Origin of the sequence: Streptomyces sp. NPDC051105 (assembly GCF_040682795.1) — a bacterium.
Classification (GTDB): Bacteria; Actinomycetota; Actinomycetes; order Streptomycetales; family Streptomycetaceae; genus Streptomyces.
This window is the reverse complement of sequence record NZ_JBFBBR010000004.1, coordinates 77,994-101,311: the sequence shown is the minus strand read 5'-3', so window position 1 is coordinate 101,311 and position 23,318 is coordinate 77,994. Positions and strand designations below refer to the sequence as shown.

Annotated in this window: 23 protein-coding genes and 1 pseudogene; 12 read left to right on the top strand and 12 right to left on the bottom strand. The window is 71.4% G+C overall.

The genetic code is table 11. The features are described 5' to 3' along the window. Positions 1 to 3 precede the first annotated feature (3 nt). A complete protein-coding gene (glnA, locus tag AB0N16_RS11265) occupies positions 4 to 1,413 on the bottom strand; it encodes a type I glutamate--ammonia ligase (RefSeq protein WP_365795391.1) in 1,410 nt (469 codons plus the stop codon). Positions 1,414 to 1,624: 211 nt separating this feature from the next. Between glnA and AB0N16_RS11260 the strand changes: the two genes are divergently transcribed. Further along, on the top strand, positions 1,625 to 2,095 hold the full coding sequence (locus tag AB0N16_RS11260) for an RDD family protein (protein ID WP_365795389.1): 471 nt from the start codon (positions 1,625 to 1,627) through the stop codon (positions 2,093 to 2,095). Between the two features lie 194 nt (positions 2,096 to 2,289). Here AB0N16_RS11260 and AB0N16_RS11255 read toward each other — a convergent pair whose 3' ends face one another. Beyond that, the gene (locus tag AB0N16_RS11255; protein WP_365795387.1) at positions 2,290 to 3,933 is read right to left on the bottom strand and encodes an FAD-dependent monooxygenase; all 1,644 of its coding nucleotides are present in this window, start codon (positions 3,931 to 3,933) and stop codon (positions 2,290 to 2,292) included. Between the two features lie 213 nt (positions 3,934 to 4,146). On the opposite strand from AB0N16_RS11255, the gene AB0N16_RS11250 reads away from it, so the two are divergent. The 7 genes from AB0N16_RS11250 to AB0N16_RS11220 are packed head-to-tail and all read left to right on the top strand — an operon-like array spanning position 4,147 to position 9,320. Continuing rightward, a complete protein-coding gene (locus tag AB0N16_RS11250) occupies positions 4,147 to 5,208 on the top strand; it encodes a SchA/CurD-like domain-containing protein (RefSeq protein WP_365795385.1) in 1,062 nt (353 codons plus the stop codon). 39 nt (positions 5,209 to 5,247) lie between these two features. Then, positions 5,248 to 5,664 carry a cupin domain-containing protein gene (locus tag AB0N16_RS11245; RefSeq protein WP_365795383.1) on the top strand — a complete coding sequence of 139 codons (417 nt, stop codon included), beginning with the start codon at positions 5,248 to 5,250 and terminating at the stop codon, positions 5,662 to 5,664. Then, a complete protein-coding gene (locus tag AB0N16_RS11240; protein WP_365795381.1) occupies positions 5,661 to 6,935 on the top strand; it encodes a beta-ketoacyl-[acyl-carrier-protein] synthase family protein in 1,275 nt (424 codons plus the stop codon). The genes AB0N16_RS11245 and AB0N16_RS11240 overlap by 4 nt, the downstream gene beginning before the upstream one ends. Continuing rightward, positions 6,932 to 8,176 (top strand): ketosynthase chain-length factor, encoded by a 1,245-nt coding sequence (locus AB0N16_RS11235; protein WP_365795379.1) that lies wholly within the window; start codon positions 6,932 to 6,934, stop codon positions 8,174 to 8,176. The genes AB0N16_RS11240 and AB0N16_RS11235 overlap by 4 nt, the downstream gene beginning before the upstream one ends. Before the next feature lie 45 nt (positions 8,177 to 8,221). Beyond that, the gene (locus AB0N16_RS11230; RefSeq protein ID WP_365795377.1) at positions 8,222 to 8,473 is read left to right on the top strand and encodes an acyl carrier protein; all 252 of its coding nucleotides are present in this window, start codon (positions 8,222 to 8,224) and stop codon (positions 8,471 to 8,473) included. A 1-nt stretch (position 8,474) separates the two neighbouring features. Then, positions 8,475 to 8,954, top strand: coding sequence for an SRPBCC family protein (locus tag AB0N16_RS11225; RefSeq protein WP_365795375.1), 480 nt, complete (start codon positions 8,475 to 8,477; stop codon positions 8,952 to 8,954). A gap of 33 nt (positions 8,955 to 8,987) precedes the next feature. Continuing rightward, on the top strand, positions 8,988 to 9,320 hold the full coding sequence (locus tag AB0N16_RS11220) for a TcmI family type II polyketide cyclase (protein ID WP_365795373.1): 333 nt from the start codon (positions 8,988 to 8,990) through the stop codon (positions 9,318 to 9,320). Between the two features lie 78 nt (positions 9,321 to 9,398). Here the strand turns inward: AB0N16_RS11220 and AB0N16_RS11215 are convergent, their stop codons facing one another. The 6 genes from AB0N16_RS11215 to lipB all read right to left on the bottom strand — a co-directional run bounded on the left by AB0N16_RS11215 (position 9,399) and on the right by lipB (position 14,848). Beyond that, the gene (locus AB0N16_RS11215) at positions 9,399 to 10,394 is read right to left on the bottom strand and encodes a methyltransferase (RefSeq protein ID WP_365796175.1); all 996 of its coding nucleotides are present in this window, start codon (positions 10,392 to 10,394) and stop codon (positions 9,399 to 9,401) included. Between the two features lie 115 nt (positions 10,395 to 10,509). Next, a complete protein-coding gene (locus AB0N16_RS11210) occupies positions 10,510 to 11,607 on the bottom strand; it encodes a right-handed parallel beta-helix repeat-containing protein (protein WP_365795371.1) in 1,098 nt (365 codons plus the stop codon). Between the two features lie 160 nt (positions 11,608 to 11,767). Next, entirely contained in the window at positions 11,768 to 12,469 is a 702-nt protein-coding gene (locus AB0N16_RS11205; RefSeq protein WP_365795369.1) for a DUF4191 domain-containing protein, read from the bottom strand. A 69-nt stretch (positions 12,470 to 12,538) separates the two neighbouring features. Then, entirely contained in the window at positions 12,539 to 12,736 is a 198-nt protein-coding gene (locus AB0N16_RS11200; protein ID WP_089101191.1) for a hypothetical protein, read from the bottom strand. A 214-nt stretch (positions 12,737 to 12,950) separates the two neighbouring features. Then, the gene (gene lipA, locus AB0N16_RS11195; protein WP_365795367.1) at positions 12,951 to 13,940 is read right to left on the bottom strand and encodes a lipoyl synthase; all 990 of its coding nucleotides are present in this window, start codon (positions 13,938 to 13,940) and stop codon (positions 12,951 to 12,953) included. Positions 13,941 to 14,047: 107 nt separating this feature from the next. Beyond that, positions 14,048 to 14,848, bottom strand: a complete 801-nt coding sequence (gene lipB, locus AB0N16_RS11190) for a lipoyl(octanoyl) transferase LipB (RefSeq protein ID WP_365795365.1) — start codon at positions 14,846 to 14,848, stop codon at positions 14,048 to 14,050. A 248-nt stretch (positions 14,849 to 15,096) separates the two neighbouring features. On the opposite strand from lipB, the gene AB0N16_RS11185 reads away from it, so the two are divergent. After that, positions 15,097 to 16,566, top strand: a complete 1,470-nt coding sequence (locus AB0N16_RS11185; protein WP_365795363.1) for a regulator — start codon at positions 15,097 to 15,099, stop codon at positions 16,564 to 16,566. A gap of 408 nt (positions 16,567 to 16,974) precedes the next feature. Here AB0N16_RS11185 and AB0N16_RS11180 read toward each other — a convergent pair whose 3' ends face one another. Beyond that, positions 16,975 to 18,333, bottom strand: a complete 1,359-nt coding sequence (locus AB0N16_RS11180) for an NAD(P)/FAD-dependent oxidoreductase (RefSeq protein WP_365795361.1) — start codon at positions 18,331 to 18,333, stop codon at positions 16,975 to 16,977. Between the two features lie 160 nt (positions 18,334 to 18,493). Then, positions 18,494 to 19,387, bottom strand: a complete 894-nt coding sequence (locus tag AB0N16_RS11175; RefSeq protein WP_365795359.1) for a TIGR01777 family oxidoreductase — start codon at positions 19,385 to 19,387, stop codon at positions 18,494 to 18,496. Between the two features lie 72 nt (positions 19,388 to 19,459). Here AB0N16_RS11175 and AB0N16_RS11170 point away from each other — a divergent pair, with 72 nt between their 5' ends. Beyond that, positions 19,460 to 19,948, top strand: a complete 489-nt coding sequence (locus tag AB0N16_RS11170) for a GNAT family N-acetyltransferase (protein ID WP_365795357.1) — start codon at positions 19,460 to 19,462, stop codon at positions 19,946 to 19,948. Between the two features lie 114 nt (positions 19,949 to 20,062). Here AB0N16_RS11170 and AB0N16_RS11165 read toward each other — a convergent pair whose 3' ends face one another. After that, positions 20,063 to 21,247, bottom strand: a complete 1,185-nt coding sequence (locus AB0N16_RS11165) for a MarP family serine protease (protein ID WP_365795355.1) — start codon at positions 21,245 to 21,247, stop codon at positions 20,063 to 20,065. Positions 21,248 to 21,437: 190 nt separating this feature from the next. On the opposite strand from AB0N16_RS11165, the pseudogene AB0N16_RS11160 reads away from it, so the two are divergent. Beyond that, positions 21,438 to 22,220, top strand: a pseudogene (locus tag AB0N16_RS11160) (peptidoglycan recognition protein); the annotation flags it as partial. A gap of 294 nt (positions 22,221 to 22,514) precedes the next feature. Beyond that, positions 22,515 to 22,760 carry a hypothetical protein gene (locus AB0N16_RS11155; protein WP_365795353.1) on the top strand — a complete coding sequence of 82 codons (246 nt, stop codon included), beginning with the start codon at positions 22,515 to 22,517 and terminating at the stop codon, positions 22,758 to 22,760. A gap of 3 nt (positions 22,761 to 22,763) precedes the next feature. Here AB0N16_RS11155 and AB0N16_RS11150 read toward each other — a convergent pair whose 3' ends face one another. Further along, a complete protein-coding gene (locus AB0N16_RS11150) occupies positions 22,764 to 23,282 on the bottom strand; it encodes a DUF4240 domain-containing protein (protein WP_365796173.1) in 519 nt (172 codons plus the stop codon). Positions 23,283 to 23,318: the final 36 nt, after the last annotated feature.

Genomic DNA, 23,318 nt, shown 5'->3' with positions numbered 1-23,318 from the left:
CTGTCACACGTCGAAGTACAGCTCGAACTCGTGCGGGTGCGGACGCAGCTGCAGCGGGGCGATCTCGTTGGTGCGCTTGAAGTCGATCCACGTCTCGATCAGGTCGGACGTGAAGACGTCACCGGCGAGCAGGAACTCGTGGTCGCGCTCCAGGGAGTCGAGGACGGCCGGGAGGGAGGTCGGGACCTGCGGGACGCCCGCGTGCTCCTCGGGGGCCAGCTCGTAGAGGTCCTTGTCGATCGGCTCGGCCGGCTCGATCTTGTTCTTGATGCCGTCCAGGCCCGCGAGCAGCAGCGCCGAGAAGGCGAGGTACGGGTTGCCGGAGGAGTCGGGCGCGCGGAACTCGACGCGCTTGGCCTTCGGGTTCGAACCCGTGATCGGGATACGCATCGCGGCCGAGCGGTTGCGCTGCGAGTACACCAGGTTCACCGGGGCCTCGAAGCCGGGCACGAGGCGGTGGTACGAGTTCACCGTCGGGTTGGTGAAGGCCAGCAGCGACGGGGCGTGCTTGAGGATGCCGCCGATGTAGTAGCGGGCGGTGTCCGACAGGCCCGCGTAGCCGGCCTCGTCGTAGAACAGCGGGTCGCCGTTGGCCCACAGCGACTGGTGCACGTGCATGCCCGAGCCGTTGTCGCCGAAGATCGGCTTCGGCATGAAGGTCGCGGTCTTGCCGCTGCGCCAGGCCACGTTCTTCACGATGTACTTGAAGAGCTGCAGGTCGTCGGCGGCCGCGAGCAGCGTGTTGAACTTGTAGTTGATCTCCGCCTGGCCGGCGGTGCCCACCTCGTGGTGCTGGCGCTCGACCTTCAGGCCGTTCTTCTCCAGCTCCAGGGAGATCTCGGCGCGCAGGTCGGCGAAGTGGTCGACCGGCGGGACCGGGAAGTAGCCGCCCTTGTAGCGGACCTTGTAACCACGGTTGTCCTCCAGGGCGCCGGTGTTCCAGGCACCCGCCTCGGAGTCGATGTGGTAGAAGGACTCGTTCGCGGTGGTCGCGAAGCGCACGGAGTCGAACACGTAGAACTCGGCCTCGGGGCCGAAGTACGCGGTGTCGGCGATCCCCGTCGACGCGAGGTACGCCTCCGCCTTCTTCGCCACGTTGCGCGGGTCACGGGAGTACTGCTCGCCCGTGATCGGGTCGTGGATGAAGAAGTTGATGTTGAGCGTCTTGTCGCGGCGGAAGGGGTCGACCCGGGCCGTCGACAGGTCCGCGCGCAGCGCCATGTCGGACTCGTGGATCGCCTGGAAACCACGGATCGAGGATCCGTCGAAGGCGAGCTCGTCGTCCGGGTCGAACGCATCGACGGGCACCGTGAAGTGCTGCATGACGCCCGGCAGGTCGCAGAACCGGACGTCGACGAACTTGACGTCCTCGTCAGCGATGAACTTCTTGGTCTCGTCGGCGTTCTGGAACATCCAGCTCCTCCTACTTCCGGGCGTTCCCGCGCCGGGGTGGTAGTTCGTTCGTGCGGCCAGTGCGGTGGCACACGCTGTCCTCGACCCTAGGGACGGGTGATTTCTCGGGCGTGACCCATTTGTTTCGCTGAAGTTAACCGCCCTTGTTCCACCGTAGCCCCGGGGCACCCCGCCGGACCCCAGGCGTTTGCCCGGGCAGTACCGTGTTCGGGTGGACAACAGGCAAGCAATGGGATCGTGGCTCTCGGGACCCCGCGCGGCCATGGAAGAGGCCGGTGCGGAGTTCGGGTACCGGGGCGAGCAGCTGGGTCTGCCGGAGGACGGGCCGGGCTCCATCGCCCGTCCGGGGCGGCGGCTCGGCGCGCTGGTCGTGGACTGGGCGCTGTGCGTCTTGATCGCATACGGCCTGATCACCGACGGCTACAAGCCGGCGACGACCGGCAACTGGGCGCTGCTCGTTTTCTTCGTCCTCGGCGTCCTGACCGTCGGTACGCTCGGCTTCACGCCGGGTAAGCGGCTGTTCCGGCTGCGGGTGGTCGGTGTGGAGACGGGGCGGGTGCAGCCGTTGCGCGCGCTGGCCCGCACGGTGCTGTTGTGCCTCGCGATCCCGGCGCTGGTGTGGGACCGGGATGGCAGGGGGCTGCACGACCGCCTTGCGAAGACCGTCGAGGTCCGTATCTGAGCGCGGGTGAGTGGGGCTGGTCGCGCAGTTCCCCGCGCCCCTGACGGGGCACGTGACAGCTGCGGGCGGCCGTGCCCCGGGGGCGGCACGCGTGGGCGATGGGGGTCCCCCCGCTCGAGCGAGGCCGAGAGTGGGGGAGGCATCCCGCAAGCGCCGGTAAGCGTCCCCACCCCCACCTCGGCCCCGACCCCGGCTCACCTTCCGCGCAGCAGCCGGGACAGTACGTCCCGCAGTTCTCCCTCCGGGTCCGGTACCGCGCCCTCCGAGCGCCAGGCCACGAATCCGTCCGGCCGTACCAGCACCGCGCCGTCCGCCGTCGTCCCGTGCGCCACCGCCCAGTCCATGCCCTCCCCGTCGTACCCGAGGTCCGCCCCCGCCGCCCCGATCCGGTACGTGTCCAGTCGCAGCCGCTCCGTGTCCGCGATCCGGCGGGCGGCCGTGTGCCAGGCCGCGCCCGCCGCCGAGCCCGCGTCGCTGAGCAGCACCAGGGACCGCTCGTACAGGTCGAGCGTGGAGAGCCGTTCGTCCGCGCGGCGCAGCCACAGGTGGGGGGCCCGGCTGCCCGGCTGCCCGGTCAGGTTCATCCCATCGGGTACGACCGGCTGGCCGGGGTCCGAGCCGAGGACCGCGCCCTTCGGGTACCGGTAGCCGAGGACGATGTTGAGGATGCCGCCGCGCTTGCCGGCGCCGATGCCGGGCGCGGGCGCGAAGCCGGGGTGGCTGTGCTCCACCGAGCGGGCCGAGGCGCGGGCGCTGGTGGCCAGGGCGACCGGGCGGCGCTCGGCGTCGTACGACTCCAGCAGCCCGGGGCCGGCCCAGCCGTCGAGGACGGCCGCCAGCTTCCACGCCAGGTTGTGCGCGTCCTGGATGCCGGTGTTGGAGCCGAAGGCCCCCGTCGGGGACATCTCGTGCGCGGAGTCGCCGGCCAGGAAGACCCGGCCGGACGCGTACCGTTCGGCGACCCGTTCGGCGGCCCGCCAGGAGGCGCGGCCGGTGATCTCGACGTCGAGGTCGGGGACGCCGACGGCCCGGCGGATGTGCCGGGTGAGGCGCTCCTCGGTGAACTCGTCGAGGGTTTCGCCGTGTTCGGGGTGCCAGGGGGCGTGGAAGACCCAGCGCTCCTTGTTGTCGACGGGGAGGAGGGCGCCGTCCGCCTCCGGGTCGGTGAGGTAGCAGCAGATGAAGCGGCGGTCCCCGACCGTGTTCTGGAGCAGCTTGGAGCGGAAGGTGATGCTGACGTTGGCGAACAGGTCGCCGGGGCCCGTCTGGCCGATGCCGAGCCGGCCCCGGACCGGGCTGCGCGGTCCGTCGGCGGCGACCAGGTAGTCCGCGCGGACGGTGTACATCCGGTCGGAGTCACGGTCGCGGACGTACGCCGTCACACCTTCGGGGTCCTGCTCGAAGGACTCCATCTCGTGGAAGTAGCGCAGCTCGCCGGTGAGGGACTCGGCCGCCTGCCGGAGCACCGGTTCGAGGTCGTTCTGGCTGCACAGGCACCACCCCGTAGGGCTGAACCTCGCGAGTCCGCCGCCGGGATCGATCTCCTTGAACAGCCATTCGCCGGCGTCGCCGACCAGCGTCGGGGTCTGCAGGATGCCGTGGTTCTCGGCGAGGAGTGAGGCGGCGGACTTGATGGCGGGCTCGATGCCGGCCTTCCGGAACAGCTCCATCGTCCGCACGTTGTTGCCCCGGCCGCGTGGATGGATCGAGGTCCCGGAGTGCCGTTCGACGAGCATGTGGCGTACGCCCAGGCGGCCCAGGAAGAGGGACATGGACAGGCCCACGAGGGAGCCGCCCACGACGAGGACGGGGACCTGGTGATCGGTTCTCTGCTGCATCGGGGACTCCAGGGGCGGGTGGTGGTGCGTCAGGTGCGTTGGAACTTCCATGCCCCTTCCGCGCCCCTTCCCGAGGGGTTCCGCGTGCTCAATCACCCACCTGGTTCACGCGAGTCGCGCGCTTCGGAGGACCGGCACAGGATCAAAAAGCGCTGACGCCGCGTCATCGGCGAAGGCGCAGGCCGTTGCCCCCGCGAAGGAGATGTGCGAAGCATGACGACGATCTCGGAAAAGGTTTCGGAAAAGCTGACCCGGCCGGTGTCGAAACGGGTCTCCCAGTCCGTCTTCGACGGCTCCCGGCTCCGGGTCGTCCTGCTGGTGGACGTCTACGACGGCGCGCAGCAGCAGTTCCTGGAGGCCTACGAGCAGCTGTGCAACCAGGTCGCCCAGGTGCCCGGTCACGTCAGCGACCAGCTCTGCCAGTCGATCGAGAACCCCTCGCAGTGGCTGATCACCAGCGAGTGGGAGAGCGCCCCGCCGTTCCTCGCCTGGGTGAACAGCGAGGAGCACGTGGAGATGGTCAAGCCGCTGCACAACTGCGTCCGCGACACCCGCTCGCTGCGCTTCCACGTCGTCCGCGAGACCGGCGGGCCGGCGGCGGACGCGGTGCGGGTCCTGCAGGCCGAGCCGCGGATGGGCGACGGCGTGATCCGCCACGCGCTCACCTTCACGGTCCGGCCGGGCAGCGAGGCCGAGGTCGCGAAGATCCTGTCGGACTACGCCTCGCCCAAGGCGAAGGTCGACGACTCCACCCGGCTGTGCCGCACCTCCCTGTTCATGCACGGCAACCGGGTGGTGCGGGCCATCGAGGTACGCGGCGACCTGATGGCCGCCCTGCGCCATGTCGCCCGGCAGCCCGAGGTGCGGGCCGTCGAGGAGGCCATCAACCCTTATCTGGAGCAGGACCGCGACCTCGACGACCAGGACTCCGCACGGGTGTTCTTCACCCGGGCGGCGCTGCCGGCCGTCCACCACGTCAGCGCCGACGAGCTGGCCGACGGCGACCGGCACGCCCTGTACTACCCGGCCCGCCCAGGCTGCGGGATGCGACTCGCCGAGCTGCTCGCGCAGCAGGACGAGGCCGCGGCCGAGGACCCGGCGAGCCCGGTGCTGCACAGCACGGTCTTCCAGCGCGACGACGTCGTCGTACGACTGGTCGAGCAGCGGCCCGGCACCCCGGTGGACGCCGTCCCGGCCCATGCGCTGACCGCCCTGCTGGACGGCGACGCGGTGCGGATGCGGCTCCTCACCGACCGCCGCTCACCCGACGCCTGACCCCCCACCGCCGGATCACCCTCAGGGAGGAACGTAGAGATGAAGCCCATTCCGAAGATCGTGGACCTCAGCGAGATCGAGCCCAACACCCGGCGCGGCGGCGATCTGCGCGCCATGCTCACCCCGGCCACGGTCGGTTCCACCAGCGGTTTCATGGGTGTGGCCATCGTGCAGCCGGGTGACCGCATCGCCGAGCACTACCACCCGTACTCCGAGGAGTTCGTGTACGTGGTCTGCGGTGAGATGGAGGTCGACCTGGACGGCGAGCCGCACCCGCTGCGGCCCGAGCAGGGGCTGATGATCCCCATCAACATGCGCCACCGCTTCCGCAACGTGGGCAACGTCGAGGCCCGGATCGTCTTCCACCTCGGCCCGCTGGCCCCGCGCCCGAGCCAGGGTCATGTCGACACGGAGGAGACGGAAGCCGCCGTCGCCGTGGGGCAGGTCCGGTCGTGACCCGGCGCGTGGCGGTTACGGGCATAGGCATCGTGGCTCCGGGGGGTGTGGGCGTACCGGCGTTCTGGGACTTGCTCGCCTCCGGCCGGACCGCGACGCGCGGCATCACCTTCTTCGACCCCTCCGGCCTCCGGTCGCGGATCGCCGCCGAGTGCGACTTCGACCCGGCGGCGCACGGCCTGGACGCCGAGGAGATCGAACGGGCGGACCGTTACATACAGTTCGCCCTGGTCGCCGGTGACGAGGCGGTCCGGGACTCCGGTCTCGACTTCGGCCGGGAGGACCCCTGGCGGATCGGGGTCTCCCTGGGTACGGCCGTCGGCGGCACCACCCGTCTGGAGCACGACTACGTCCTGGTGAGCGCCGGCGGCCGGCACTGGGACGTGGACCACCGGCAGGCGGGGCCCCAGCTGCACCGGGCGTTCTCGCCGAGCACGCTCGCCTCCGCGGTGGCGGAACGTTTCGGCGCCCAGGGTCCGGTGCAGACCGTCTCCACCGGCTGCACCTCGGGCCTGGACGCCGTCGGCTACGCCTTCCACACCGTGCAGGACGGTCGCGCCGACATCTGCATCGCCGGTGCCTCGGACTCGCCGATCTCCCCGATCACCATGGCCTGCTTCGACGCGATCAAGGCCACCTCCCCGAACAACGACGACCCCGAGCACGCCTCCCGGCCCTTCGACAACCGCCGTGACGGGTTCGTCATGGGCGAGGGCGGCGCGGTACTCGTCCTGGAGGAGCTGGAACACGCCAAGGCCCGCGGCGCGCACATCTACTGCCAGCTCGACGGCTACGCCACCTTCGGCAACGCCTACCACATGACCGGTCTCACCAGCGAGGGCCTGGAGATGGCCCGCGCCATCGAGACCGCCCTCGACCACGCCCGCCTCGACCCCACCGCCATCGACTACGTCAACGCGCACGGCTCCGGCACCCGGCAGAACGACCGTCACGAGACCGCGGCCGTGAAGAAGGCGCTCGGGCAGCACGCGTACAGCACGCCCATGAGCTCCATCAAGTCCATGGTGGGCCACTCGCTCGGCGCCATCGGCGCGATCGAGGTCGTCGCCTGTGTGCTCGCCCTGGCCCACCAGGTCGTCCCGCCCACCGCGAACTACGAGACCCCCGACCCCGAGTGCGACCTCGACTACGTGCCACGGGTCGCCCGCGAACGGCCGCTGGGCGGCGTCCTGTCCGTGGGCAGCGGGTTCGGCGGTTTCCAGTCCGCGGTGATCCTGACCCGGCCGAGAGGAAGGACAAGGACACGATGAGCGGATCCCGTCCTCGGCGGGCGGCTGTCACCGGTATCGGTGTCGTCGCGCCCAACGGAACCAGCACCGAGACCTTCTGGAAATCCGTCCAGGAGGGACGCAACGTCCTCGACAAGGTGACCCGCGACGGCTGCGAGCACCTGCCCATGAAGGTGGCCGGAGAAGTCCGCGACTTCGACCCGGCGGCCACCGTCGAGGAACGCCTCATCGTCCAGACCGACCGCTTCACGCACTTCGCGATGGCCGCGGCCGACCTGGCACTCGAAGACGCCCGGCTCGGCCGCGCCGACACCGACGGCTCGCCCTTCGACATCGGCGTGGTCACCGCGGCCGGCTCCGGCGGCGGCGAGTTCGGCCAGCGCGAGCTTCAGCAACTCTGGGGCAAGGGCAGCCGGTTCGTCGGCCCCTACCAGTCCATCGCCTGGTTCTACGCGGCCAGCACCGGCCAGATCTCCATCCGGCGCGGCTTCAAGGGACCCTGCTCGGTGGTCGCCGCCGACGAGGCCGGCGGCCTGGACGCCCTGGCACACGCCGCCCGCGCGGTGCGACGCGGCACCGACGTCATCGTGGCCGGCTCCACCGAGGCGCCCATAGCTCCGTACTCGATGGTCTGCCAGCTCGGCTACCAGGAGCTCAGCCGGGAGACCGACCCGACCCGCGCCTACCGCCCGTTCACCGAACAGGCCTGCGGGTTCGTGCCGGCCGAGGGCGGCGCCATGCTCGTCGTGGAGGACATCGGCTCGGCCCGGGAACGCGGGCTGCCGGTACGGGCCACCCTCGACGGACACGCGTCGACCTTCACCGGGGCCTCCCGCTGGGCCGAGTCGAGGGCCGGGCTCGCGCAGGCGATCCGTGGCGCCCTCGCCGAGGCCGGCTGCGCCCCGGAGGAGATCGACGTGGTCTTCGCCGACGCCCTCGGCGTCCCGGAGGCCGACCGGGCGGAGGCGCTGGCCATCGCCGACGCCCTGGGCGCGCACGGCCGGCGCGTGCCCGTCACCGCGCCCAAGACCGGGATCGGCCGGGGGTACTGCGCGGCCCCCGTCCTGGACACCGCCGCCGCGGTGCTCGCCATGGAACACGGCCTGATCCCGCCGACTCCGGGTGTCCACGACATCTGCCACGACCTCGACCTCGTGACCGGCAGCGCCCGCGCCGCCGCACCACGCACGGCGCTGGTCCTCAGCCGGGGACTCATGGGGTCGAACTCGGCACTCGTGCTGCGCCATGGCACGGCCGGGTGAGCCGGAGAAAACCAGCTGCCCAGCAGCGAAGGAGAAGGAGTTCCTATGACCATCACCGTGGACGAACTGTCCGAACTCATGAAGAAGGCCGCCGGCGTCACCGTCGCCCCGGCCGACCTGCAGGACCGGCGTGACACCGGCTTCGACGTCTTCGGTGTCGACTCGCTCGGCCTGCTCGGCATCGTCGGAGAGCTGGAGAACCGGCACGGCGTGCCCATGCCGGTGGACGCCGAGCGGTGCAAGACCCCCCGCCAGTTCCTCGACCTCGTCAACAGCGCCATGCCCGCGGGAGCCTGACATGACCGGACACACCCAGAACGAGATCACCATCGCCGCGCCCGTCGACTTGGTCTGGGACATGACCAACGACGTGGCCAACTGGACGCAGCTGTTCAGCGAGTACGCCGGCGTCGAGATCCTCTCCGAGGAGGGGAACAAGGTCACCTTCCGGCTGACCATGCACCCCGACGAGAACGGCAAGGTGTGGAGCTGGGTCTCCGAGCGCGAGACCGACCGTCCCAACCTGTCCGTCCGGGCCCGCCGCGTGGAGACCGGCCCCTTCGCCCACATGAACATCCGCTGGCAGTACGAGGAAGTACCGGCCGGCACCCGGATGATCTGGGTCCAGGACTTCGCGATGAAGCCGGAAGCCCCCGTCGACGACGAGTGGATGACCGACAACATCAACAAGAACTCCAAGGTCCAGATGGCCCTGATCCGGGACAAGATCGAGAAGGCGGCCGCCGGCCGGCGCCCCGACCCGGCCCTGGCCGACTGAGCCGGCCCTCGGAAGACAGGAACGGAGAGACACGTGCACCAGGCCCTGATCGTCGCCCGTATGGCACCGGGCTCCGCCCCCGACATCGCGAAGGTGTTCGCGGAGTCCGACCGGGGAGAGCTGCCGCACCTCGTCGGGGTGGTCCGGCGCAGCCTCTTCCAGTTCGGTGATGTGTACATGCACCTCATCGAGTCCGAGCGCGAGCCGGGACCGGCCATCGCCAAGATCACCTCGCACCCCGAGTTCAGGGACGTCAGCGACCGTCTCACGGCGTACGTCAGCGCGTACGACCCGGAGACCTGGCGCTCCCCGAAGGACGCGATGGCCCAGCGCTTCTACCTCTGGGAGCGCGACGGCGGCGCGTGAACCGTCCTGCCGCCGTACGCCAACGGTGCCGGACCCGCGCAGAACGCGGGCCCGGCACCGGCGTGTCCGGGATCCGCCTCAGGCGGGCACCGTGCACTCGAAGGCGTGCAGATACGGGTTGACCGGGCGGATGTCGTCGACGCTCAGCCCCGCCTCCGTGAGCCGGCGCACCATGCTGTCGGTGGTGTGCTTGGCCCCGCCGACGTTCAGGAGCAGCAGCAGGTCCATCGCGGTGCTGAACCGCATCGACGGGGTGTCGTCGACCAGGTTCTCGATCACCACGACCCGGGCCCCGGGGCCGCCCGCCGCGACCACGTTGGCCAGCAGCTGCGCGGTGGACTCGTCGTCCCACTCCAGGATGTTCTTGATGATGTAGACGTCCGAGTCGACCGGCACGGCCTCCCGGATGTCACCCGGCACGATGCGCGCCCGGTCCTCCAGGTCACCGCCCGGGCGCAGCCGCGGCAGGGCCTTCTCCACCACCCGCGGCAGGTCCAGCAGATAGCCCTTCATCGCCGGGTACTTGTCCAGCAGACACGCCACCACGTGCCCCTGGCCGCCGCCGAGGTCCGCGACCGACCGGCTGCCGGACAGGTCGAGCAGCGCGGCGACCTCACGGGCCGACTGCTCGCTGGAGGTGGTCATCGCCCGGTTGAAGACGTCCGCCGACTCCGGCGCGTCCTCGTTCAGGTAGACGAAGAACTCCTTGCCGTAGAGGTCCTCGATGACGTTGCGGCCGCTGCGCACGGCCTCGTCCAGCTTCGGCCAGGCGTCCCAGGTCCACGGCTCGGTGCACCACAGGGCGATGTAGCGCAGGCTGTGCGGGTCGTCCTCGCGCAGCAGGCGGGAGGTCTCGGTGTGGGCGAACGTCCCGTCCGGGCGCTCGGCGAAGACGCCGTAGCAGGACAGGGCGCGCAGCAGTCGGCGCAGCGGCCTGGGGTCGGTCTTCACCGCGGACGCCAGGCTCTCCACGGTCATCGGGGCGTCCCCGAGCGCGTCGGCGACGCGCAGCCGGGCGGCCGCGCGGACGGCGGCGGCACAGGCCGCCCCGAACACGAGCTCGCGCAGCCGCATCGACGGCGGCGGGGCGTCGTCCCGCGCCGGGTCCTTCGCCGGCGCCGAGAGATCGCGTGCTGGTGCGGTCATGTGCCGCCTACCTTCCTTGTGGGGGTGTCGTACGGCCGTCAGGTCAGCACAGACCGGCGGGCTTGGACTTCTTGCAGGTGTTGTCCTTGAAGGAGTTGCCGTGCTTGGCGGCTTCCTGGTTGACCAGGTCGGCGGGGGCGTTGCCCGACAGCTTGTTGCGGGTGATCCGGTTCTTGTCGCTGGTGGCGCCCACGAAGCTCTTGAAGACCACGACACCGCCCGACAGCGGGGACTTGCCCGAGTTGCCGGTGACCTTGTTGCCGGTGACCAGGGTGTCCTCGGTGCCGGTCAGGACGATGCCGGAGCCCTGCAGGAAGGACAGCCGGGCGGTCTTCTTGCAGTACTTGTTGTTCTTCACGACCTGGTTGTCGGCGACGACGATGTGACCGGCCTTCGGCTTGTTCTCGTCGCCGACGACGAACACGCCCGCGCAGTTGCCGCTGACCGAGTTGTCCGAGACGGTCAGGTTGCGCAGCCGGCGCACGGTGACGCCGATCCGGTTCTTCTCCAGCAGGTTGTGCTCGACCACCGTGCCGTCGGTGTCGGTGGCACCCTTCTCCGTGGTGACGGAGTTGGCGAGGAACAGACCCGCGTCGCCGTTGTTCCGGGCGACGTTGTACCGGTAGGCGCTGTGCACGGAGCGCTCTTCGGCGATGCCCCACTGGCCGTTCTTCACGGCGGCCACGCCGTGTACGTTCAGGTTGGCCGCGCCGACCGCCATGACACCGATCCGGGAGAACCCGGTCACGGTCATCCGGGCGATGGTGACGTTCTCGACGGGCCGGCTCTTGGTGCCGACCACGCAGATGCCGTTGCCCATCTCCGCGCACGACTTCTGGGCGGCGGCCTTCTGCGGCATGGCCTTCTTGGCCTTTTTGGCCTTCTTGGCCGGCTGGAGCACGGTTTCCTGGCCCACGCCGCGCAGGGTGAGGTCGGGCGTGGTCACCTTGACGCTCTCGTGGTACGTGCCGGCCAGCACGAGGACGGTGTCGCCGGGCTCGGCCGCGTTCACGGCCTTCTGGATCGACTCACCCGGATGCACCACGAGGGTGCGGTGGGTGGCGGTGGCCGGGGCGGCGCCGAGGAGGGAGCCGCACAGGGCGGCGGCGCAGGCGAGGTATGTGATATGGCGTTTTGTCACATTTAGCAGGCTAGGAGCCGATGACCTGATTACCCGCTGGATACGCCGTTCGGCGGCGTGTCGCCCGGGCCGCGGCGGACCGGGGCGGACCGGGGCCGGACAACACGAAGACGCGGCGGTCGCATCGACGACCGCCGCGTCCCGACGTTCTCGGGTGTGCCTACCGCCCCCGAGGTCCACCCTTGGGCATCCGCATGCCCTTCGGCATCGGCCCCTTCGGCAGCGGCATGTTGCTCATCAGGTCACCCATCGCCCGCAGCCGGTCGTTGGTGCTCGTCACCTGGGGACCGGTCAGCACCCGCGGGAACTTGAGCATCGTGGTCCGCAGCTTCTTCAGCTCGACCTGGCCCTCGCCCGTGCCCACGATCACGTCGTGCACCGGCACGTCGGCCACGATCCGGGCCATCTTCTTCTTCTCGGCGGCCAGCAGGGTCTTCACCCGGTTCGGGTTGCCCTCGGCGACCAGGACGATGCCGGCCTTGCCGACGGCCCGGTGCACCACGTCCTGGCTGCGGTTCATCGCCACCGCCGGTGTCGTCGTCCAGCCCCGCCCGACGTTGTCCAGAACGGCGGCCGCGGCGCCCGGCTGGCCCTCCATCTGGCCGAAGGCCGCCCGCTCGGCCCGGCGGCCGAAGACGATCGCCGTCGCGAGGAAGGCGAGCAGCAGGCCGAGGATGCCCAGATAGACCGGGTGGCCGATCAGGAACCCGATCACGAGGAAGACGGCAAGGATGCCGAGACCGACACCCGCGAGCACAAGACCGATCGTCTTATCGGCCTTACGGGTCATCTTGTACGTCAGGACGATCTGCTTCAGTCGCCCGGCATTCGCAGCGTCCGCTGCGGGTTCCTTCCTCGCCATGCCCCGAAGTCTACGTGTCCCCGGGAGTGCCGACGACGGCGGTGCCCGGAGAAGGGGCCGGGGGAGCCGTCAGGAGCGGCCGGCGGCCTGCTCCAGGAAGTGCTGCGCCTCCACCCGGTCCTTGGCGCGACGACGGTCCTCCAGCACGGAGGTCCAGGCGTTCTGGCGGGCGGTGCGCTGGCCGCCGCTCATCAGGAGGGACTCGACGGCGCGCAGCGCGTCGGTGAAGGACGGGATGGCGGTGGCGCGAACCGGCGCGGCCTGCATGGTGAAGGTCCCCCCTCGGAGTGGGTGTACGTGCTGTGATACCAGGGTCACTGTTTGGTGTTACCAGGGCGTGACCGACCGGTCAAACACCAATGAAACCTTGATACGCGGACTCCGCACGCCGACGCGGTCCTGACGGGCGTCCTCATCAGCGAGGACGGTCAGGACCGCGGTCATTCGGACATTACTGGCCGGTAGTCGCTTGTGCGTGAATTCACACAGCCTGTGCGGCGACGAACGCGCCGCCCCGCTGCGGAGCAGCTGACTGACGCAGCTCGACCGCCATCTGGTATAGCCGCCCGGCCCGGTACGAAGAACGGACCAGCGGCCCGGACATCACGCCGGAGAAGCCGATCTGCTCGGCCTCCTCCTTCAGCTCCACGAACTCCTGCGGCTTGACCCAGCGCTCCACGGGGTGGTGCCGCACGCTCGGGCGCAGGTACTGCGTGATGGTGACCAGCTCGCAGCCCGCCTCGTGCAGCTGGCGCAGCGCCTCGGAGACCTCCTCCCGGGTCTCGCCCATACCGAGGATGAGGTTCGACTTGGTGACCAGGCCGAAGTCACGGGCCTCGGTGATGACCTTCAGCGAGCGCTCGTAGCGGAAGCCGGGACGGATCCGCTTGAAGATCCGGGGCACCGTCTCGACGTTGTGCGCGAAGACCTCGGGGCGGGACTCGAAGACCTCGCGCAGCAGCTCCGGTACGGCGTTGAAGTCCGGGGCGAGCAGCTCGACCTTGGTACGGCCGGCCTCGCGGTCCGCCGTCTGCGCGTGGATCTGGCGCACGGTCTCGGCGTACAGCCAGGCGCCGCCGTCCTCCAGGTCGTCGCGGGCGACGCCGGTGATGGTGGCGTAGTTCAGGTCCATGGTGACCACGGACTCACCCACGCGGCGCGGTTCGTCGCGGTCCAGCGCCTCGGGCTTGCCGGTGTCGATCTGGCAGAAGTCGCAACGCCGGGTGCACTGGTCACCGCCGATGAGGAAGGTCGCCTCGCGGTCCTCCCAGCACTCGTAGATGTTCGGGCAGCCGGCTTCCTGGCAGACCGTGTGCAGGCCCTCGCTCTTCACGAGGTTCTGCATCTTGGTGTACTCGGGGCCCATTTTCGCCCGGGTCTTGATCCACTCGGGCTTGCGCTCGATGGGGGTCTGGGCGTTCCGGACCTCCAGGCGCAGCATCTTGCGTCCGTCGGGTGAGACTGCGGACACGTCGGCTCCCTGTAACTTCGATTCCTCGGCGTACACCAGGGTACGCCCGTGATTGCTGGGCCCTTCCGACGAGGCCAACCCCTCGGCCGCAGGGCGCATTCCCTGGATCAGGCGGGGGTCTTCTCGATCTCGCGCGGCTTGAGCTCCGCGTTCTCCAGGACGTCCGTCAGGTGTCGCTCCACCACCGGCAGCACCTCCTCGATCGTCACGTCCCGGCCGAGCTCGCCCGCGAGGGAGGCCACCCCGGCGTCCCGGATGCCGCACGGGATGATCCGGTCGAACCACTGCATGTCCGGGTTCACGTTGAACGAGAAGCCGTGCATGGTGACGCCCTTGGCGACCCGGATGCCGATCTGGGCGATCTTGCGGTCCTCGCGGCGCTGGCCGGCGTTGGAGGGCGCGTACTCCGGGCCGTTGAGGCGGGGGTCGAACTCGTCGTCCGTCAGCCGGGGGTCGAAGTCCAGGGACAGCCCGCCGAGGGCCTGCGGCCGTTGCTCGACCGGGTCGCCGAGGACCCACACGCCGCTGCGCCCCTCGACCCGGGTGGTCTCCAGGCCGAACTCGGCGCAGACGCGGATCAGCGCCTCCTCCAGGCGGCGTACGTGCGCGACCACGTCCACCGGGCGCGGGAGCTTCTGGATCGGGTAGCCCACCAGCTGGCCCGGGCCGTGCCAGGTGATCTTGCCGCCCCGGTCGACGTCGATCACCGGGGTGCCGTCCAGCGGCCGCTCGTTGTCCGCGGTACGCCGGCCCGCCGTGTACACCGGGGGGTGTTCGAGCAGCAGCACCGTGTCGGGCGCCTCGTCGGCGAACCGCGCCGCGTGCACCCGGCGCTGCTCGTCCCACGCCTCCTGGTACTCCACGGCGTCCGCGCCGAACCCCATGCGGACGAACCGCAACTCACTCACGGCAAGCGCCTCCCTCGGGCGATGGGTGTGTCAGGCACATAACGCGCCCAAGCCACTGTACGTCCGCTCGTCACGCGTCAGCCCTGGGGTCAATCCTCACACGATCGGATGAATGAAGGTCGAAATGTGCGATCGGCTGCTCACTCTCCGCTACATTCGCGCCGTCCACGAGCGCCAAAAGGGCTGCTCACCGGCAATCCGGGCACAAGCTACCGAGCTGAGCCAGAAGGCAGGAGACCGCACCGCAGATGACGGACCGACCCGCGCAGCGCACCCCCAACCGCCAGCTCGCCGCGCTCATCGCAGAAGCAGGGTTCTCCAACGCGGGTCTGGCCCGTCGGGTCGACCAGCTCGGTCTCGAACACGGGCTGGATCTCAGATACGACAAGACGTCGGTCACCCGATGGCTGCGCGGCCAGCAGCCCCGGGGCACCACCCCCGCCCTGATCGCCGAGGTCTTCACCCGGCGCCTCGGCCGCCGGCTCACCGCCCAGGACCTGGGCCTCGACGCCTGCGCCCCGGTCTACGCGGGGCTGGAGTTCGCGGCCACCCCCGAAGAGGCCGTCGACATCGTCAGCGGGCTGTGGCGCAAGGACTCCGGCAGCCACGCCGAGCTACGCAAGATCGCGTTCACCCCGGCCGGGCTCGTGGTGCCCAGCCGGGACTGGCTGATCGGCCGCGCCGACGACCGGGTGGCCCGCGGTGAGACTGCGCCGCCGGTGGCCGCCCGGGTGCCGGCCCAGATCCGGCCCGCCGCGGCCAAACCGCCGGCCCCGCCGGTACGCTCCCGCGGGCAGGCCGAACGCGGGCCCGGCCAGCGGGTCACCGGCGGGGACATCGCCGCGCTCCGCTCGGTCGGCGAACTGTTCCGCACGCTCGACGACACGTACGGCGGCGGGCACGCCCGGCAGGCCCTGGTGCGCTATCTGGAGCACGAGTGCGAGCCCATGCTGCGCGGCACGTACGGCGAGCAGACCGGGCGCAAGCTGTTCGCCGCGGCCGCCGACCTGACCCGGCTCGCCGGCTGGACGTCGTACGACATCGCCGCGCACGGTCTCGCCCAGCGCTACTTCGTCCAGTCCCTCCGGCTCAGCCAGGCGGCCGGGGACCGCTCCTACGGCTCCTACGTCCTCGTCACCATGAGCCGCCAGGCCGTCTACCTCGGCCACGGGCGGGAGGCGGTGCAGCTGGCGCGGGTGGCCCAGCAGGGCGTGGGCACCAACGCCCCGCCGGTCGTCCAGGCCCTTCTCCACGCGGCCGAGGCCCGCGCCCACGGGGTCCTCGGCGAGGTGCGGGCGTGCACCGGCGCGCTGGTGCGGGCCGAACGCGCCCTGGAGGCGGCCCGGCCCGGCGACGAAGTCCCCCACTGGGCGCGCTTCTTCGACGAGGCGCAGCTCGCCGACGAGTTCGGCCACTGCCACCGGGATCTCCAGCAGTTCCGGGCGGCCGCGCAGCACGCGGAGCGCTCGCTGCAGCTCCGTGCGCCCTCCTACGCGCGCAGCCGTCTCTTCTGCCGCGTCGTCCTCGCCACGGCCCGCCTGGGCCTCGGCGAACTCGACCAGGCGTGCGCGCTCGGGGCGGAAGCGGCGGGCGCCGCGGCGGAGATGCGCTCGGTACGCGCGATCGAGTACGTCAAGGACTTCGAACGCCGCCTGGAGCCGTACAAGGACGCAGCACCGGCCAGGGCCTACCGCGACAAGGTCGCCACGCTGAACTGACCGACGCGCGGCCGGACGCCGGGCCGGCCACCGCAGGGCCGGACGCCGGGCCGGCCGGCACCTGGCTCGGCACTGGGCCGGCCGGCGTCCGGTTCGGTGCTGGGCTGGCGGCCCTGGCTCTCTTTTCCGCCTCGGCCGAAACTTCTTTCCGCCGAGGCGGTGGTCGGCCACGACGGCGTGGTCCGGCGGTGCCGGGCCGGCCGGTGCCAGGCGCCGTTGCCGGTTCCGGTCGGTCGCCGGGTGTCGCGCCGTCGTGGCTTGTCGCGCACGCGCGGCGGAGCCGCATCTCGAATGCAGCCCCGCGCCCCTTAAGGGCGCGCGTCTGCCCTGCCCGGCGTCCGGTTCGGTGCTGGGACTGCCGGTCCTGGCTCTCTTTCCGGATGCAGCCGCGCGCCCCTGAGGGCGCGTCTACGCCGCCCGGCGTTGCATCGCCTCCGCCGCGTGCATGGAGCCCGGTACACCCAGGTCCGTCAGGATCGCCGCCGTCGCCCGGTGGGCCGAGTGCAACGCTCCCTGGACCGTGCTGGTGTCCCGGTGGTCGCCGCAGACGTAGAGGCCGGCCAGGAGGCGGACCGGGCGGCGGAGGTCGTGCGGGGGGCGCATCGCCGGGATCGCCTCCGGCGTGTGGTGCACGGCCAGCGTCTCCCAGCGGTGCGTCGACGTGCCGTAGAGCCGGGCCAGGTGCATACGGACCGCCGTGTCGATGTCCGACGGCGGCGCCCCGAGGACCGTCGAGGAGATCAGGGCGCGGCCCTGCGGGGCCCGGCTCGGGTCGATGTTGCTGACGACCGAGGTGTGGGAGACCGGCCCGCCCCGGTCCGCGTCGAGGAGGAGCGACGTCCCCGTCGTGAGCGCGGCCGGTTCGTCCGTCGTGTGATGGACCACCGTCACCTGGTGGAAGTCCGGCACGCGCAGCCCCGGCAGCAGCCCGGCGGCGGCCCGCGCGTCCGTCGCCAGCAGCACCGCCCGGCAGCGGATCTCGCCGTGCTCCGCCGTCGTCACGGACGTCGTCGAGACCGAGGTGACCCGGACGCCCGTGTGCACCGTGCCGGGCGGGAGGGCGCGGGCGAGGAGCTCCGGAAGGACCTCGGCGCCTCCCTCCGGCACGCACAGCCGCCCGCTCGCGAAGGAGCGCAGGGCGAGGTCCGCGCACCGGCTGGACGTCGTCAGTTCCGGATCGCAGAGCAGGGCCGCGAGCAGCGGGCGCAGAAAGCCGTCGATCGTACGGGCGGGTACCCCGCGCGCCGCCAGGGCGTGCGCGGCCGGGAGTTCGGGGCGGGCGAGGATGCGTTCCACCGGTGTGGTGGCGATCCGGCCCAGCGCCGCACCGAGCCGCGCCTGGTCGACCGCGCCGCCCATCGGCGCGGTCGCCCGCGCGGGCGACACGGCCGAGCCGCTCCTGGGGGCGCTTGCCAGGGCGCGCACCGCATACAGTGCGCCCCTCGCGCTCCCACCGCCCGCCGGAGCGCCGGCCCGGTGCCTGCGCCCGTCGCGATACAGCAGTACGCCGGGCGCGAACCGGCGCAGAACCAGCGCGTCCAGTCCCGGTGCCCGCCGTAGCTCCGGGTAGGACGTGGACAGGAGCTGTCCTATCCGGTCGAGCCGGAAGCCGTCGACCTTCTCGGTCGACATACGGCCGCCGACGTAAGGGGCGGCCTCCAGGACCGCGGTCGTTACTCCTGCGCTGTTCAGCCGATGAGCCGCGGAGAGTCCGGCGATACCGGCTCCCACGATGACGACGTCCGCCTGGTACGCGGGCTCATGCACGAGGCCCCTCCTCGATTGCGCGTCCGGTGGAGACGTGATGCCCCCAACCGGCTCCAGGGATACCCGAGTTCGGGTCGAGGTTAGGACGGTGATCGGTCAACGGCAGTCGCGCATGAACAGGGCACGGTCGCACGGCGGTCGCATACGGTCACATGCGTTGTCAGGCCGCGCGGATCGCGTCCTCGATGCCCGGGAACGCGAAGGTGAACCCCGACTCCAGCAGCCGCTTTGGCACCACACGTTGACTGCCCAGCACGTCCTCGGCCATCTCGCCGAGCGCCAGCCGCAGCGCCGGCGAGGGGACCGGGAAGAGGGCCGGGCGGCCCAGCACCCGGGCCATCGTCGCGGTGATCTCACCGTTCGTCAGGGGATGCGGCGCGGTGAGGTTGAAGGGGCCCTCCAGACCCTCGGTGTCCATCAGGAACCTGATGGCGGCCACCTCGTCGTGCAGCGAGATGAACGACCAGTACTGCCGGCCGTCGCCCAGCCGGCCGCCAAGTCCCGCCTTGAACAGCGGGAACAGCCGGGCCCAGGCCCCGCCGCCGCGGGCCACCACCAGGCCCGTGCGGACGAACACCGTCCGGATGCCCGCCTCCCGCGCCGGGGCCGCCGCCTCCTCCCACTCCACGCACAGCGACGGCAGGAAGCCGTCCCCGGGCGGCGCGTCCTCGTCGACGACCCGGTCGCCCGTGTCGCCGTAGAAGCCCATCGCGCTGCCGCTCACGAACACCCGCGGCGGCTCCTCGAGGGCGGCCACCGCCTCCGCGAGCGCGGCCGTGCCGAGGACCCGGCTGTCCCGGATCCGCCGTTTGTAGGCGGCCGTCCAGCGCCGGTCGCCGATGCCGGCCCCGGCGAGGTTCACCACCGCGTCGCAGCCGGCCAGCCCGGCCGTGTCCACGTACTGCCCCTCGGGGTCCCAGCAGACCTCCCCGGCGCCGTGGGCCGCGCGCCGCACCAGGCGCACCACCTCGTGCCCGTCCGCCCGCAGGGACCGGACCAGGGCGTTGCCGATCAGACCGGACGCGCCGGCCACCGCGATACGAGAGCGTTCCATGTATCCCAGCATGCCGGGACTCGCGCCGGAAAACTTCTGGGACCGGGGTGCCTCCCGACCTAGGGTGACCACATGCCGGAACCGTACATACGCGCCGCCCTGCCCGACGACGACGAGGAGCTGTCCGCCCTCGACCGCGCCACCTGGTCGTCTCTGCACGCCGTGCTCCCCGAGCCGCAGCCGCCGTACGACCCCTTCTTCAGCGCGCGCCACGCCCCCGAGGACACCCTGGTCGCCGAAATCGACCGGCGCATCGTCGGCTATGTCCGCCTCGGTTTCGCCTACAACATCGCCTCCAACGCGCACGTCCGGCAGATCCAGGGCCTCGCGGTCGCCGAGGAGGCCCGCGGCCACGGGGTCGCCCGGGCGCTGCTGCGGGCGGTGATGGAGGAGGCCCGCCGCCGTGGCGCCCGCCGGATCCGGCTGGGCGTCCTCGGGCACAACGCGCCGGCGCGCAGGCTCTACGAGTCGGAGGGCTTCGCCGTCGAGGGCGTGCTGCCGGGGGAGTTCCTCCTGGGCGGCGAGTACGTCGACGACGTGATCATGGGCCGGGCGCTCTGACGTCAGGGCGTGACGGTCCGTGCGTGACGGTCAGGGCGTGACGGTCCGTGCGTGACGGTCAGGGCGCGACGGTCCGTGCGTGACGGTCGGGGCGTGACGGTCCGTGCGTGACGGTCAGGACGTGATCAGCTCGCCGGTGTCCACCGCCGCCGTGGCCTTCGCCCCGCGGGTGGCGTCCGAGGCCACCTCGTCGGCCGTCAGGACGTACCCCGTCTCGTCGTCCGACGTGGAACGGGCGAACACCACGCCGTACACCCTGCCGCCGGCGGTCAGCAGTGGGCCGCCGGAGTTGCCGGGGCGGACCGTGGAGCGGATCGAGTAGATCTCGCGGGTCACGGTGGCGTCGTTGTAGATGTTCTGGCCGGTGGCCGGCACCTTGGCCGCCACCGTGGCCGCCTGCAGGTTCAGGTCGCCGTCCTGCGGATAGCCGGCCACCACCGCCGAGTCGCCGCGCGCCGCACCGGTGTCGAACCCCAGCACCGGCGCGCGCAGCCGCGGCACGTACAGCACCGCCACGTCCCGGTCCGGGTCGAAGAGCACCACCTGCGCCTCGTACGACGCCCCCACCCCGCCGATCCGCACGCTCGGGTCCGTGATGCCGGCCACCACATGCGCGTTGGTCATCACATGCTCCGGCGCGTACACGAACCCGCTGCCCTCCCGGCCCTGGGTGCCCGAGACACCCTCGATCTTGACCGTGCTGCGCTTGGCCGCATTGGTGGCGGCCGCCGTGACGCTGTCGCCCGTCGGCTTGGCGACCCGGGCCGTCGACTCGTTCTCGAACGGGTTGAAGACCTGCGGGAAACCCGCCTCCGTGAGCGCCGAGGTGGCCCGCGAGAACCAGGCCGGCGTGGTGTCCGGCATCGTGTTCTGTACCGCGCCGAGCAGCTTGGAGTCCCGTATCGCCGTCGTCACCCCCGGCGACGAGGACGCGCCCAGCACGCTCGCCGCCACCCAGGCCACGATCAGCACCGCCACCGAGTTGGCCGCCGCCCCGCCGACCCCGTCGGCCACCCGGAGCGGCCCCTGGTCCAGCTCACGGCGCAGCCGCAGCGCCAGCCGCCCCGCCAGCTCGTGCCCGACCACCCCCGGCACCAGCACCGTCAGCACCGCGACCACCGTCGCCGTGGCCGTCCCGCGGGTGACCAGTTCCATCACCCACGGCAGCACCCACACGCCGATGACCGCGCCGCCCACGAACCCGGCCAGCGAGACACAGCCGGCCACCAGCCCGCGCCGGTAACCGGACGCCGCGTAGACGAGGACCACCAGTACGAGCACCAGGTCGAGCAGGTCCACTGAGCCGCCTTTCTCTCGGTGCCCTTAGTACGGTCGGGACAGGTCCAGTGATCAGTCCACACGCGCGAGGAGCTCGGGAACCGGCCACGTGTGCGTGTACCACCTGAAACGCCCCGGACCAGGACGTTGGTTCCACCAGGTGGCACAGCACACATCGCGGGCCAAGTGGATCAACCCGAGAGTGGATGCCATGCGTGTCTTCCCCAGAGCAGGGCGGCGCACCAGAATCGCCGTCCTGACCCTGCTCGGCTGTCTGCCCGGCCTCGCCGTCGCCCTCGCGCTGGTGCTGTGCGCCCAGGGCGCCGACCGCCCCGTCGCGATCCACCTCGCCGCGCCCGCGCCCGCCAGCCCGGCCACCCGCTTCGGGGCGCCCCGGCCGCCGATCGTGCCGCGCTCGGCCTGGCTGGACGGCACGGTCCGCCGCACCCAGCCGCCGCCGCGCTACGACGACAAGGTCGTCGCCGTCTTCGTGCACCACACCGACTCGCCGAACGGCTACGCCTGCGCCGAGGTGCCCGAGATCATCCGCCGCCTCTACACCGGCCAGACCGGCGACCGGGCGTGGGACGACATCGGCTACAACTTCCTCGTCGACCGCTGCGGCACCATCTACGAGGGCCGCGCGGGCGGCACCGAGCGAGCGGTCGTCGGCGCCCACACCCAGGGCTTCAACCACCGCACGGCCGGCATCGCCGCCCTCGGCACCTTCACCGCCGGGGTGCCCGTGCCGCGCGCCATGACCGACTCGATCGCCGCTCTCGCCGCCTGGAAACTCGGGCTGGCCGATGTCGACCCGCGCACCAGGGCCCGCCTGGTCTCCAGCAACGGGCTCAGCCGGTACCGGGAGGGCGCCGTCGTCACCCTGCCCGCGGTGGCCGGTCACCAGGACGGCTACCGGACCAACTGCCCCGGCGCCGCCCTCGCCGCCCGCCTCCCCGAGATCAGGCAGGCGGCGGCCCGGCTCCAGGGGAGGGTGCCGCAGGCACCGCCCACGGCGATCCTGACGGCACCGCCCACGGCGATCCCGCCGAGCACACCGACGGGGACTCCGCCGGGCACATCCGCCGCGCCCCCGGCCCGAACACCCCCGAAGACGCCTCTCACAGCACCTCTCAAAGCACCGCTCAAAGCACCCCTCGAAGTACCCCTCAGGTTCCTGAAGACACCCGTGGAAGCGTCCACAGGAACGCCATAGGCGGCACGCAGCCCGTTCAGATCCCCGCGTCCTAACGTCATGGGCAACACAAGCCGACTGGAGGTGGGGATCATGAACAGCAGTCGTACCGGAGCCCGCAAGGACACCAAGGACAGCAAGGAGCAGGACGGTTGGGTCAGGTCCGCGCGCGGCCCCTGGGCCGTGGTCTGCGCGGTCGCGACCGTCGTCCTCGGCCCGGCCGCGGTCACCGCGTCCGCCCTCGACCAGGCCAACGCGGCGCCGATGCACCACGCGGTCAAGGCCGAGCAGACCCAGGCGTACATTCCGTCGGACGTGACCCGGCGCCGCGCGGCGTAGCACTCACTCCTTGAAGCGGTTCCAGAGTCTGGGGAACCGTTCCGCGAGCGCCTGCTCGTTCTCGAAGTCGACCGGGCTGCCCTCCGGTTCGGAGGGTGCGGGGGCGATGCCCAGGTCCGGGGCCACGGTCCCGGTGAGCTGTTCGTACGCCTCGTCCGCGGCGTAGCCGAGTTCCTCGCCGTCGCCGTCGATCTCCTCGTCGAAGTCGCCCAGCGACTCCGCCAGCCCGTCCGGGTCGTGCAGGGCGCCCTCGAACACCTCCCGGCCCTGGCCGATCAGCCAGCACCGGAAGAAGTCGAACGCGTCGTCGCTGGCCCCGTCGAGCAGCACCCACGCGGCTCCCCACAGGTCCCAGCGGTAGGCGCGGTTGTAGCGGGCCTCGAAGTGACGGGCGAAGTCCAGCACCATGTCCGGGTCCAGCTGGAGCAGCCGCTCCACGAGCAGGTCCGCCTGGTCCTCCGGGTCGCCCTCGGCGGCCTCGCGGGTGCCGTCGACCAGCTCCCAGAACTCCGTCTCGTCCATCACGGGTCAAGCATCGTGCCTGCGCGCCGGGGGCGC